Below are 12974 nucleotides of genomic sequence, written 5' to 3' on the forward strand. Positions count from 1 at the left end.
AACGACTTATTTATATTGATGTTTTTTTTAAATATGAGTCCGGGTTGATTCAACCTGACTCATTTTTTATTTCATATATTAAAGACACGATATAAAAAACTGCTTTAAAGGGAATTAAGAGTTTGCCAACTGTGTTTATGGTTCAAATATGAACCTGTGCATATATCGGCAAACTCCTTATCATTTACATAGGATGTAATAATGCAAAAATCACTTTTCAAATTGACGATGTTGGCGACGGTTGTCTTAGGTATCAGCGCCTGTAGCGGTGACAACAAAACTACTGATGGCGCCGCTGCAGGCTCAGACGCCAAAGCTGCGAAAACCTTACTTTATTGCTCAGAAGGTAGTCCTGCTGGCTTCGACCCAGCACAATATACTTCTGGTACTGACTTTGATGCCAGCGCCTACCCCATCTATAACGGCTTAGTAGAATTCAAAAGAGCGGGTACCGAGATTCAACCAGGGCTGGCTGAAAGCTGGGATATTAGCGAAGATGGCAAAACCTATACCTTTAATTTACGTAAAGGGGTCAAATTTGGTAAAACAGACTACTTTACTCCAACCCGCGACTTTAACGCTGACGACGTCGTCTTTACGCTAGAACGTATTACCAACCCAGACTTTGAATTTAATAAAGCCTATCCTGCTGAGTTCCCATATTCGGTCGGCATGGGACTGCCTGATATCATCTCTGATATCGAAAAGGTTGACGACTATACGGTAAAAATCACCCTCAGCGAGACCAACGCGCCGTTTTTACAGAACCTAGCGATGGCCTTCGCTTATATTAATTCCGCTGAATATGCCGATCAGCTAATGGCTGCGGATAATGCCGCTGATATTAATACCAAACCTGTTGGTACCGGACCTTTCGTCTTTACCTCCTATCAAAAAGACGCACAAATTCGTTATACCAAAAACCCAGACTATTGGAACAAAGATGATATTCATATCGACAATCTAGTATTTGTCATTACTAAAGACTCAGCCGTTCGCGCTCAAAAAGTGCAAGCAGGCGAATGCCATGTGTCAGCCTACCCAAAACCTGCCGAAATTGAGTCAGTCAAAAAATCCGGTAAAGCCACAGTCCTTGATCAGCCTGGCTTCAACGTAGGCTATGTGGGCTACAACGTAGAAAAACCAAAGCTTAGCGACCTTAAAGTCCGCCAAGCGTTAGATATGGCCATCAACAAAGACGCTATTATTAACGCGGTTTATCAGAGCGAAGGGCTTAAAGCGACCAATCCTATGCCGCCAACGCAGTGGGGTTACGACGAGTCGCTTAAAGATGCCCCTTATGACGTTGAAAAAGCCAAATCACTTATGAAAGAAGCCAACGCTGATAATCTTGCCATCAATTTATGGTATATGCCTGTTCAGCGGCCATATAACCCTAATGCTAAGCTTATGGCTGAAATGCTGCAAGCAGATTGGGCGAAGATTGGCGTCGATACCAAGCTTGTCACTTATGAGTGGGGCGAGTACCTGAATCGCGCTGCTAAAGGTGAGCACGATGTTATTTTGGCTGGCTGGACCGGTGACAATGGTGACCCAGATAACTGGCTTGGTACCCTATTGTCTTGTGACGCTGTCGGTGGTAACAACTACTCACGCTGGTGTAATAAGGACTTTGACAGTTTAGTGACCAATGCCCGTCAAATTACCAATCAAGATGATCGCGTCAGTGATTATGTACAAGCTCAGCAGATATTCAAAGAGCAACTGCCTTGGACAACGATGGCACATTCGGTGGTAACCGTATTCACGGCACCAAACGTTGTCGATTATAAAATTAGTCCACTAGGTTCAATACGCTTTGATGGTGTGAAGGTTGAATAACCTTGGCTAATTAAGTCCGGTACGACATGCACTGTTATTTAATTTGTATTCGGCTGGATCAGACTCTCTGCTCCAGCCGTATTTGTATGAGTTAAGCGCTTTGCTAAACACATTGCCAAACATATTGTCACGGACAGTCTCAGCACTGCTAATACGCTAATCATCGATCTATAACTATTGACCCTCAACTATTGAGCAGCCCATGCTACTGTATATTCTGCGTCGAATTGCTATTCTAATTCCCGTCTATCTTGGCCTAACGCTATCGACCTTTACCCTAATTCGTCTCGTACCTGGAGATGCCGTCGAGATTATGATGGGTGAGCGTATGGTCGATCCAGAGCTACATGCCCGTGCACTAGAAAGACTTGGCTTAGACAAACCACTCATCGTCCAATATTGGGATTATTTGACTGGTATCTTGACCGGTGATTTTGGTCAGTCTTTTCGTACACGTACTCCAGTATTACAAGACTTCTTTGCCCATTTTGTACCAACCTTAGAGCTGGCGGTATGCGCCATTGTCATTGCCAGTGTCATTGGTGTTAGCTTAGGTATCTTTGCTGCGCTGCGACGTGGTACTTGGATTGATTACACCTTAATGTCAGGGGCGCTGGCAGGATACTCTATGCCCATATATCTATTGGGACCTATCCTAACCGGTATATTCGCCCACTATTTAGGCCTGTTACCAGTCGCTGGAGTGATATCTGTCGCGCAATTTTTAGATGTTAAGCCCTTATACGGCTCGTGGTTATTGGGTTCTCTGACGTCAGGAGAACCTGGCGCATTTTGGGATGTGGTAAAGCACTTTATCTTACCTTCTATTGCCTTATCGACTATTCCATTAGCGATGATAGCTCGGATGACACGCTCTGCAATGCTTGAGGTGTTAGACGAGGACTATGTGCGTACGGCACGAGCCAAAGGCTTATCGCCGCGCCGAGTGATATTAGTACACGTTATGCGCAATGCTTTAATCACAGTAGTCACTGTTGTTGGTTTGCAGATGGCGACCTTGCTTGCTGGCGCTATTATCACTGAGACTATCTTTAGTTGGCCAGGCGTTGGTAATTGGCTACTCGATGGGTTTTTTACTCGTGATTATCCTATTGTGCAAAACGGTATTTTACTGGTAGCCACTGCCTTGATTTTGGTTAGTTTATTTATCGATATTTTGTATGGTCTTATCAATCCGCGTATTCGACATACTTCTTAATTTAACATTGATAAATAATCATATTACAAATAGTGACGATTAGCGCTTTCATGGTTTTGAGTAATTTTTTAGCAAATTATCAATACTTTCTTAGAAATGAGACTCTAAACATGTTCAAAGCGCTAGCCACTACAGGAATTGCTCATGAAGCCTTCTGTTCTCCCTTCTGATATCAATCTGGCAGCCACACCGCCCTCGTCTTGGCAGCTATTTCTATCGACGTTCTGCCGAAATAAAGGCGCCGTGCTTGGCTTTATTGTACTGGCGTTGATGGTCATTATCGCCATACTTGCGCCCGCTATTGCGCCTCACGATCCTTATGAGCTATTCACCGGCCAAGAGCAGCTCCCACCCGCTTTCTTGGACGGTGGCAATGCGATGTTTTGGCTTGGTACTGATGATGCAGGTCGAGATACTTTATCTCGGGTGATGTATGGCGCGCGTTACTCATTGTTTATTGGTCTAAGTGCCACTACCCTCGCTATGTTGGTCGGTGTTTCATTAGGACTTAGCGCCGCGTTTTGGCCAAAGGTTTGGGGTAAAGCAGTGATGCTGGTCAATGATATTTTGATGTCCTATCCTAGCTTGCTGTTGGCTATCATTATTGCGGCTATCTTAGGCCCTTCTATGACCAACACTATTATTACGATTGCCTTGGTCTGCACACCACCTTTTATTCGCCTGACACGTGCTACCGCGATGGTAGAGCTACAACGTGAGTATTTTGTTGCCTCACAAGTAATGGGCGCTGGCGTGTTCCGCTTATTGTTCGTGACCATTTTACCCAATTGTATGGCCCCGCTTATCGTACAAGCGACGATGATTTTCTCCTCTGCCATTTTAGAAGCAGGTGCGATTGGTTTCCTAGGCTTCGGTGTACAACCGCCAGATGCTGAATGGGGTGCGATGTTAGGTACAGCGCGTCAATATATTCAAAGTAATGTTTGGCTAGCTATTTGGCCGGGTGTCGCTATTTTCTTAGCTGCTTTGTCAATTAACTTAACTGGTGATGGCCTACGCGATGCGCTAGATCCCAAATTGAAGCAGGTAACCTAATGACTGAAATTTTAAATAATGCTTCTGTAGTAAATTCAGCAGGTTCTTCGACAGAAAATACCCCATTACTACTGGATATCAAAAATCTCTCGGTAACCTTTGGTGAAGGGGCGCGTGCTTTTCGCGCGGTAGATGACGTGTCGTTAACGATTAGGCAAAGCGAAGTGGTGGCAGTAGTCGGTGAATCTGGCTCAGGAAAGTCCGTCACTATGATGGCCCTAATGGGACTGTTGCCGCCCTCTGCGACGGTTCGGGCTAAGCGGGTGATGTTTGATAATAAAGACATGCTTAGTATGTCAGCCAAAGAAAAACGCGGCATTATTGGTAAAGATATCTCGATGATTTTTCAAAATGCGATGTCTTGTCTAAATCCAAGCTTTACGGTTGAGATGCAATTGGGTGAAGTACTGCGCAAACATCTTGGCTTACGGGGTTCAGCGGTCCAGACACATATCTTAGAGCTGCTTGAATTGGTTGAGATGCCTGACGCCAAAAACCGACTTAAGGTCTATCCGCATCAGCTATCAGGCGGTATGAGCCAGCGAGTTATGATTGCGATGGCGATTGCTTGCGAGCCAAAACTGCTTATCGCTGATGAACCAACCACCGCTCTTGATGTCACGGTGCAAGCGCAAATCATGGACTTACTCAGCCGACTACAACGCGAAAAACAAATGGCAATGGTGCTTATCACCCATGATTTAGGTTTAGTCGCGCAAAACTCACGCGATGTCGTCGTCATGTATGCCGGCCAAGTGGTTGAAACCAGTACCGTGCCAGAGATTTTTCAAACCCCTGCTCACCCTTATACCGAAGCATTGCTACAAGCCATCCCCGAGCTGGCTATCGGTCAAGATAGGCTCAATAGCTTGCCGGGTGTCGTACCCAGTCAATATGATCGCCCAAGCGGTTGCTTATTGTCTCCGCGTTGTCCGTATAAAGAGCCAGCTTGTGAAGTACCACCGCCCATTTTAGAGACGCCTACTGGCAACGTACGCTGTATTCACTCAGACCTGCCAAACTTACCTTCTCGCACTTCTATCGCTAACGCTGCTACTTTGGAGTCCCAGTTATGAGTAATAAAGTGGTCTTAAAAGCGGTCAACCTACACAAGCATTACCCAGTATCGCAAGGTCTGGGCAAGCCTAAAGCTTATGTTAAAGCCTTAAACGGTATCTCGTTTGAGCTTGAAGCTGGCAAGACGCTTGCGGTCGTTGGTGAATCAGGCTGCGGTAAATCGACTCTCGCTCGCCAGCTAACGCTCATTGAACAGCCTACTGACGGTGAATTATTTATCAACGATGAGGCGACAACTGGCTATAGCCGAAAAGCATTAAAAGATTTGCGTACCGAGATTCAGATGGTATTCCAAAACCCTTATGGTAGCCTTAACCCGCGTCATACTATTGGTTATCAATTGACTGAACCGTTAGACATTCATACCAAGCTATCAAAAGAAGAAAAGCGTAGCAAAATTAATGAGATGATGAGACATGTTGGTCTACGTCCTGAACATGCTGGCCGTTATCCGCATATGTTTTCAGGTGGACAGCGTCAACGGATTGCTCTCGCCCGCGCTATGATGCTCAACCCAAAGATTGTGGTCGCTGACGAACCTACCTCCGCGCTCGATGTCTCGATTCAAGCGCAAGTATTGAATTTATTCATGGATTTACAGGACGAATACCATACCGCTTACGTCTTTATCTCTCATAACTTATCAGTGGTACGCCATGTCGCTGATGATGTAATGGTGATGTACTTAGGTCAGGCGGTCGAACACGGGCCTAAAGAGGCTATTTATAATGCCCCAAAACATCCTTACACCATTGCTTTATTAGCAGCGGCACCGACTGTAACTGGCCATAAAAATGACTTAACCTTACATGGGGAGCTGCCAAGTCCACTTAACCCACCAAGTGGCTGCGCACTGCATAAACGCTGTCCTTACGCCAAGCCTAAATGTAGTGAAATAGAGCCTGAGCTGCGAGAGTGGGAAGGTCGATTGGTCTCTTGTTTACGGTTGGAAGAAATTTATGGGTAAAGTAGCTATTGGTTAATCCCAGTTAATTAACATTGACCACACCGCGACATTTAGGAAACTGACTACAACCAAAAAAGTCTTTCCCTTGGTGCTGGCCTTTTTTTGCAACACGTTTGATCATTGCCCCCTGACATCTTGGGCAAGCGGACGAAGGGAACCCAACAATCTACTGATTGTAGCGGTTATCCTGCTGATGACAATGGCGTTGCGGACCGTGGCTAGATGTGGTCGCTCGGATGATGGAACGCATCTAGACATGATAGCCCGCACGCCATTGACGAAGCAGATAATAGCGAAAAGCAGGTATCAGCTCCAAAAACGAACCATAAAAAAAGAGCTGCCAGATTACTCCAGCAACTCTTTTATAAACTCAAAAACTAAGTTTAAGCTTTGGTTAATTAAACCAAACTATTCACCGCATCAACTACTGCTTCTGTAGTGATACCAAACTCTTTATACAAGTCCTCAGCAGGGGCAGATTCGCCATAAGTGGTCATGCCGATGACTTTACCATCGAGGCCAACGAACTTATACCAGTAGTCTACATGGGCGGCTTCAACTGCTACGCGGGCGCGGATATTGGCAGGCAATACCGCTTCACGATAGCTAGCGTCTTGCTCAACGAAAATCTCTGCACATGGCATAGACACCACACGTACGCCAACACCGTTTGCGCTCAACGTTTCGTATGCTTCCATCGCTAGACCAACTTCTGAACCTGTGGCGATGATGATTGCTTTTAGCTCGCCTTGTTCCTTCGCTAGGACATAACCACCTTTAATAATATTAGCGACTTGCTCGCTGTCACGTGCTTGATGCGGTAAGCTTTGACGGCTAAAGATAAGTGCAGATGGATTGTTTTCTGACTTAATCGCTTCTACCCAAGCCGTAGCAGATTCGGTCGCATCACAAGGACGCCATGTACGTAGATTTGGTGTCGTGCGTAGGCTAGTCAATTGCTCAACTGGCTGATGCGTTGGGCCATCTTCACCCAGACCGATAGAATCATGCGTGTAGACATGGATGATACGTTGCTTCATCAATGCACCCATACGCACGGCATTACGCGCGTATTCCATGAACATCAGGAAGGTCGCCACGTAAGGGATAAAGCCGCCATGCAATGCGATACCATTGGCAATCGCGGTCATACCGAACTCGCGCACACCATAGTAGATATAGTTGCCATCAGCGTCAGTTTCGATGCCTTTAGCACCTTTAAATAGCGTTAGGTTTGAACCAGCTAGATCCGCTGAACCGCCTAATAATTCAGGTAATAATGGCTGTAGCGTATTAATCGCGTTTTGACTGGCTTTACGACTGGCAACATCACCGCCCTGCTCTTGGGTTTGCTGGATATAATCCTGCGCTTGCTTGTCAAAGTCCGCTGGTAACTCACCATTTAAGCGACGTAATAGCTCACTTGCCAATTCTGGATAGGCTTTTTTATACGCTTCAAAGTCCGCTTCCCAGTTCTTTTGTTGTACATCGCCTTTGGCTTTAGCATCCCACGCTTCATAGATTTCGTCATCTAATTCAAACGGTGCATGCTTCCAAGATAACGCATCACGAGTCAAGGCGATTTCATCATCACCAAGTGGTGCACCATGGCTGGCTGCTAAACCTTGCTTATTTGGACTACCGACACCGATGATAGTTTTACAAATGATCAAGCTTGGCTTAGTGGTCTCAGCAATCGCCTGCTCAGTGGCTTGCGTAATCGCATCGGTATCATGACCATCGACTTTGATAACTTGCCAGCCATAAGACTCAAAACGTGCTTGCGTATCATCAGTGAACCAGCCTTCGACATTACCATCGATAGAGATGCCATTGTCATCATAGAAGAAGACCAGCTTGCCAAGACCTAACGTGCCAGCCAGTGAGCAAACTTCATGACTGATACCTTCCATCAGACAACCATCGCCTAAGAACGCATAGGTGTTATGGTCAACGATGTTATGGCCGTCACGATTGAACTGTGCCGCTAAAGTTTTTTCTGCAATTGCAAAACCAACGGCATTGGCGATACCCTGTCCTAATGGACCAGTGGTCGTCTCAACACCTGGTGTATAGCCAAGCTCAGGATGACCCGGGGTTTTTGAATGCAATTGACGGAAACCTTTTAGGTCATCCACACTGACGTCATAACCAGATAAATGCAGCAATGAGTAAATAAGCATTGAGCCATGGCCATTCGATAAAACAAAGCGATCACGGTTGTGCCACTGTGGATCGGTTGGGTTGTGCTTCAAAAACTTGCGCCACAGAACTTCAGCAATATCAGCCATGCCCATCGGAGCACCTGGATGACCAGAGTTGGCTTTTTGTACCGCGTCAAACGACAGTACACGAATGGCATTGGCTAATTTACGTTCGCTAATTGGAGCTGGCATAGAGTGTCCTAATATTCAAATGAGGGGTATGGCTGATAAGAGGAGAGTTTACTCAAAGGGTAATAAAATAAGGACGCAAAATGCGCCCTTACCGTGTTGGCTATAAAATTAAAGTGCAATATTAACATATTTGACGCAAGTCACGCCAAAAAATGGCATGGCTTAGCGGTGCGTATTTCACAGTAACGTATATCCATTTTATCAAAATACCCGTAGTAATACGCTGTAAACCATTACAGCAAAATAACCATTTAAGCTGAGATAGTTTCAGCACCGCCCATAAACGGACGCAATACTTCTGGAATGGTGATACTACCATCGGCATTTTGATGATTTTCCATCACTGCAAGCAAGGTGCGTCCGACTGCCAAACCTGAACCATTTAACGTATGTGCTAGGCTCGTCTGCTTACCGTCTTTGACACGTGTACCCATACGGCGTGCTTGGAAATCACCACAATTTGAACAGCTAGAGATTTCACGATAGGTTTCTTGGCTTGGTAACCAAACTTCAATATCATAAGTTTTTTGTGCGGCAAAGCCCATATCACCAGTGCACAGTAACACCGTGCGATAAGGCAGATTAAGCTGCTGCAAGATATATTCAGCCTGCCCAGTCATCGCTTCAAGCAGCTCATCTGACTGGTCGCTGCCGGCGATATTAACCATCTCGACTTTTTCAAACTGATGCTGACGGATGAGACCACGAGTATCACGACCGTGCGAGCCTGCCTCACTACGAAAACATGGCGTATGCGCGGTAAACTTCAATGGTAGCTCTTTGCTATCCAAACGCTCGCCGCGTACCAAATTGGTCATTGGTACTTCCGCTGTTGGAATGAGATAAAAGTCTGTGTCTTCGTTATTGGTATGATTGGTGAGTTTGAACAAATCATCTTCAAACTTAGGCAACTGACCTGTGCCTTTTAAGCTTTCAGAATTGACAATATAAGGCACATAGGTCTCAAGATAGCCGTACTTAATCGTATGAGTATTGAGCATAAACTGAATCAAGGCGCGATGAAGCTGTGCAAGCTGACCCTTTAAAACGTTAAAGCGACTGCCAGTAAGCTTCGCTGCGGCTTCAAAGTCGAGCATACCAAGCTTCTCTCCGATATGAGTATGATCTTTGATTTCAAAGTCAAACTCACGCGGCGTGCCCCATGTGCGTACTTCGACGTTATCATCCTCTGACGTACCCATTGGCACATCTGCTGCTGGAATATTTGGGATTTGCAGGGCAGATTGATTGATACGCTCTTGTAGGGTGCGCAGCTCGTCTTCGGCGGTCTTAATCTCACCGCTGACACTTTGCATCTCAGCCAATAGTTCACTGGCATCTTCGCCCGATTTTTTGAGTGCACCTACCTGTTTCGCACCCGCATTGCGGCGCGATTGCAACTCTTCGGTTTTGACTTGCAGCGATTTACGCTCATTTTCAATGGTTTGCCAGAACGCCATATCAAGCGCATAACCACGAGTGGCCAACTGCTGCTGTAAAGCACTTAAATCGCCGCGTAAGAGTTTCGGATCAATCATAATAGTTGCCTGTAACGCTGAGTGTGAATAAAAGGTTTAAATAATATTATTAATATAAGAATCGAACAGCTGAGAGGGATAATCAAACTTGATGGCAGCTGGTTTTGTTATGAGAATAAATAGTAGTCGCTATAATACCAAGACCCAGCAGATTTGACCATGTTTTGACTGTATATGTGCTAGATTTTGGCTAATTTCTACTCATATACGTGTCAATCATCGCTTACTTTAAGAAGCATATTTGTCCACTATTATCATAAGCGTTGACGCCATAACCCTGAAGTAAAAGATGCTTATGTATTGAACAATATTCGCAATCATCCCTTATGTTAATAAATAACCATAAATATCACCACAATAAGGGCACAAGCGGGCTTATATGTTTCATTTAGGAGCACTTTTCGGTAAGATAAGCGCATACCTTTATTCTACCTTTAGCCAAGCATGATGTTGCTCATTAGCATTGTTACTGATTCTTGGCAATTTAAACCCAACGCTCTTCATACAAGTATTTGAGAAACCTTTATGGCCCTGTACCCCTACACGCTCCAACCTGTTGCCTTAAATTTAACCGAGGCTGAATTCCATCAAGCACAGTATGAACTTTTTGCCAGTGCCAGCCCCTCCTTTGGTTTATCAAGCTTTAAGACCAAAGAGTGGGTTATTATGGCAGTGGTTGTGATATTGGCGATTGCAGGTTTGGTCTTTGTCACCGGCTACTCCACTATCATTTTTTGGTTAATGTTGGCCGCCGTTGTGATTTACTTATTGGCTCGTACCCTTGGCTTTAGATGGTATGTTAAAAGAGAGTTTGAAAAGCAAGTGGCTGACCAAGAAATGCCAGATGAGATGCGTCAGATGAAATTGGGTGTACAAAAACATGGTTTGGTCATGGCACTACCAACCAATCAGCCAGACATCATGAAAAACTCACAAATGCGCGGTATGCAAATGCGTGCTGGTACCACTCAGCAAGCTGTCATCCCTTGGACTGCCATCAAAAGCTGGGATGAAACTGATGACTACATCTTCATGATGTTTGAGATGAAAGGTCAACAAGGCAGCCAAATCGTCCCGAAACGTTTGCAAGCGCAGAAATTCCCCATTGATACTGTCCGTCAGCATCTACAAGCAGTGGTTCCCGTTAAAGGCTTGAACCCAGAGAATCTGCAACCACCTGCATAGCCAATTCAGTCCTCTTTGTCGCTTGTCTACAAGACGGCAGAGAGGCTACTCTGCTGGTTTTAAAAAACCAATCATGATGTTGTATTTATTAAACTTAACTTATCTATAGTGTTTTGCTATTATAATAAGCATCAACAGGGAAAGTGTAGACGCTCTCATATAATTGCAAATATAAATGCCGCTATCGCCTCAATATCATTCTAGTTTTGATTGTAACTTTTTAAGGTGTAATGGCTATATTATATTAACAAGCATAGCCATGAAGTTTATGAGTTGCTACACTTCTTTCTTTAAATATTTATTTTTTATATAAACACTCAAACTATAAGGATAATATTATGAGTAACAATGCAACCAATCAAATCGGTCTAGAAAAAGCAGACATGAGCGAAGTCATCAACAAGCTCAACAGCCTACTATCAAGCTATCACATGTTTTATATCAACGTCCGTGGTTACCACTGGAATGTAAAAGGTGAGCATTTCTTTACGCTACACCCACAGTTCGAAGAGTTGTACACCAACCTACAAGTAGAGATTGATGAAATCGCTGAGCGTATTTTAACGTTAGGTGGCACGCCGCTACATGCTTATAGTGATTTTGCACAGCACACCAGTATCTCTGAGGACAAGAATGTCAAAGACGGTAATGCTTGTGTGAAAGGTGTGGTGACTGGACTGCAATCATTGATTGAAGAGCAGCGTGAAGTGTCAGCATTGGCTGAAAAAGCTGAAGACCAAGGTACTGCGGATTTAGTAGACGAGTATGTACAACAGCAAGAAAAACTGATTTGGATGTACAATGCTTTCTTAGGCTAATAAACTCTTAGCTTAAAAAAGACAGACGATAATAATTAATGTCCATAAATCTCAGTTAATAAAAAAGCACCTAGTTAGGTGCTTTTTTTTAGGTCATAAATTCTTAAGCGGCTTATTTTTGAATCCACTGACGGATTTTTTCACGCTCGGCTGGGGTTGCTTGTAGCCACAACTGCATAAAGCTATCTAAGGTATTGCTGGTTTGCTTAGCCGTCGTTGACGATGTCACGATAGAGGTTGTTGACGCTGCTGTACCTGTATTGACACTATTCTGAGTAGGTTGGGTGGTTGGCTGATCCAAGGCAGCAATGGCACGCTGATTTTGTAGTTCGGCATCACCTGCACCGCTAAATACGCCGCCGATGGCCTTACCTAAACCTGCGAACAACCCACCTTGATTGCCGGCTATGCCTTGTTGGCTTGCAACCACAGTGTTGTTCTGCTGCACAGCCAATGTTGGACGCTTGGCGTATTCTTTAGCAGCGTCATACGCTTCAGGTTGGTTGGGCATAGTCAGACGATACGTTTGATTGTCTGCCAACTCTGCGGTCACGCTCACGTTGCCTGAACGCAGATAATCGTGCTCATCACGTGATAAGTTATATAAACGATCATATTTGGCGGTAAAAGCATGGGTCCCAGGTTGTAGGGTGAACTTTTTGGTCAATGGTTGAAAAGCGCTCTGCTGCACTTCTTGCCCATTGATAGCCGTTACTTTGATGTGATCATCAACGAGTAGCGTGACGGCTGCCTGCGACAACATAGAAATAGAACCCGCACCGATGAGTAACGAGCTGATAGTCAGTTTTTTTAGCAAAGAAGCATGCGATTTCATAAAGGGTTCCATTAATAATAGTGCGTTTTAGAAAATAAAAC

General features: G+C 44.8%; 11 protein-coding genes. 7 read left to right on the top strand and 4 right to left on the bottom strand.

Translation table 11 applies throughout. The features are described 5' to 3' along the window. The first annotated feature begins 201 nt into the window (after nucleotides 1-201). From QL919_RS00835 to QL919_RS00855, 5 genes are all read left to right on the top strand, one after another. A complete protein-coding gene (locus QL919_RS00835; protein ID WP_290187710.1) occupies nucleotides 202-1842 on the top strand; it encodes an ABC transporter substrate-binding protein in 1641 nt (546 codons plus the stop codon). Nucleotides 1843-2044: 202 nt separating this feature from the next. After that, the gene (locus QL919_RS00840) at nucleotides 2045-3061 is read left to right on the top strand and encodes an ABC transporter permease subunit (protein WP_068328608.1); all 1017 of its coding nucleotides are present in this window, start codon (nucleotides 2045-2047) and stop codon (nucleotides 3059-3061) included. Between the two features lie 144 nt (nucleotides 3062-3205). Further along, complete coding sequence (locus QL919_RS00845; RefSeq protein WP_290187711.1) at nucleotides 3206-4117, top strand: ABC transporter permease subunit; 912 nt, start codon at nucleotides 3206-3208, stop codon at nucleotides 4115-4117. Continuing rightward, nucleotides 4117-5193, top strand: coding sequence for an ABC transporter ATP-binding protein (locus QL919_RS00850; protein WP_290187712.1), 1077 nt, complete (start codon nucleotides 4117-4119; stop codon nucleotides 5191-5193). The genes QL919_RS00845 and QL919_RS00850 overlap by 1 nt, the downstream gene beginning before the upstream one ends. Continuing rightward, nucleotides 5190-6161, top strand: a complete 972-nt coding sequence (locus QL919_RS00855) for a peptide ABC transporter ATP-binding protein (RefSeq protein ID WP_290187713.1) — start codon at nucleotides 5190-5192, stop codon at nucleotides 6159-6161. Before QL919_RS00850 ends, QL919_RS00855 begins: the two co-directional genes overlap by 4 nt. A gap of 22 nt (nucleotides 6162-6183) precedes the next feature. Here QL919_RS00855 and QL919_RS00860 read toward each other — a convergent pair whose 3' ends face one another. The 3 genes from QL919_RS00860 to serS form a co-directional block, all read right to left on the bottom strand. Further along, complete coding sequence (locus QL919_RS00860) at nucleotides 6184-6327, bottom strand: topoisomerase DNA-binding C4 zinc finger domain-containing protein (protein ID WP_290187967.1); 144 nt, start codon at nucleotides 6325-6327, stop codon at nucleotides 6184-6186. A 232-nt stretch (nucleotides 6328-6559) separates the two neighbouring features. Beyond that, nucleotides 6560-8557 (bottom strand): transketolase, encoded by a 1998-nt coding sequence (gene tkt, locus QL919_RS00865; protein ID WP_290187714.1) that lies wholly within the window; start codon nucleotides 8555-8557, stop codon nucleotides 6560-6562. Nucleotides 8558-8808: 251 nt separating this feature from the next. Beyond that, nucleotides 8809-10095 (bottom strand): serine--tRNA ligase, encoded by a 1287-nt coding sequence (serS, locus tag QL919_RS00870; RefSeq protein WP_290187715.1) that lies wholly within the window; start codon nucleotides 10093-10095, stop codon nucleotides 8809-8811. Between the two features lie 525 nt (nucleotides 10096-10620). Here serS and QL919_RS00875 point away from each other — a divergent pair. After that, entirely contained in the window at nucleotides 10621-11280 is a 660-nt protein-coding gene (locus QL919_RS00875) for a YcxB family protein (protein WP_290187716.1), read from the top strand. Between the two features lie 338 nt (nucleotides 11281-11618). Next, nucleotides 11619-12098: a Dps family protein gene (locus QL919_RS00880; protein WP_290187717.1), complete on the top strand. Its 480-nt coding sequence runs from the start codon at nucleotides 11619-11621 to the stop codon at nucleotides 12096-12098. A 112-nt stretch (nucleotides 12099-12210) separates the two neighbouring features. On the opposite strand, the gene QL919_RS00885 is transcribed toward QL919_RS00880, so the two are convergent. Beyond that, nucleotides 12211-12933, bottom strand: a complete 723-nt coding sequence (locus QL919_RS00885) for a DUF2057 family protein (protein WP_290187718.1) — start codon at nucleotides 12931-12933, stop codon at nucleotides 12211-12213. Nucleotides 12934-12974 lie beyond the last annotated feature (41 nt).

The organism is Psychrobacter sp. APC 3426, from assembly GCF_030408035.1.
Lineage (GTDB): Bacteria > Pseudomonadota > Gammaproteobacteria > Pseudomonadales > Moraxellaceae > Psychrobacter.

What these genes read in the sequence shown, in the direction of transcription:
- serS (WP_290187715.1), bottom strand. Translation starts at nt 10,095, where the DNA reads ATGATTGATCCGAAACTCTTACGCGGCGATTTAAGTGCTTTACAGCAG.
- tkt (WP_290187714.1), bottom strand. Translation starts at nt 8,557, where the DNA reads ATGCCAGCTCCAATTAGCGAACGTAAATTAGCCAATGCCATTCGTGTA.
- QL919_RS00855 (WP_290187713.1), top strand. Translation starts at nt 5,190, where the DNA reads ATGAGTAATAAAGTGGTCTTAAAAGCGGTCAACCTACACAAGCATTAC.
- QL919_RS00875 (WP_290187716.1), top strand. Translation starts at nt 10,621, where the DNA reads ATGGCCCTGTACCCCTACACGCTCCAACCTGTTGCCTTAAATTTAACC.
- QL919_RS00835 (WP_290187710.1), top strand. Translation starts at nt 202, where the DNA reads ATGCAAAAATCACTTTTCAAATTGACGATGTTGGCGACGGTTGTCTTA.
- QL919_RS00885 (WP_290187718.1), bottom strand. Translation starts at nt 12,933, where the DNA reads ATGAAATCGCATGCTTCTTTGCTAAAAAAACTGACTATCAGCTCGTTA.
- QL919_RS00840 (WP_068328608.1), top strand. Translation starts at nt 2,045, where the DNA reads ATGCTACTGTATATTCTGCGTCGAATTGCTATTCTAATTCCCGTCTAT.
- QL919_RS00845 (WP_290187711.1), top strand. Translation starts at nt 3,206, where the DNA reads ATGAAGCCTTCTGTTCTCCCTTCTGATATCAATCTGGCAGCCACACCG.
- QL919_RS00850 (WP_290187712.1), top strand. Translation starts at nt 4,117, where the DNA reads ATGACTGAAATTTTAAATAATGCTTCTGTAGTAAATTCAGCAGGTTCT.
- QL919_RS00880 (WP_290187717.1), top strand. Translation starts at nt 11,619, where the DNA reads ATGAGTAACAATGCAACCAATCAAATCGGTCTAGAAAAAGCAGACATG.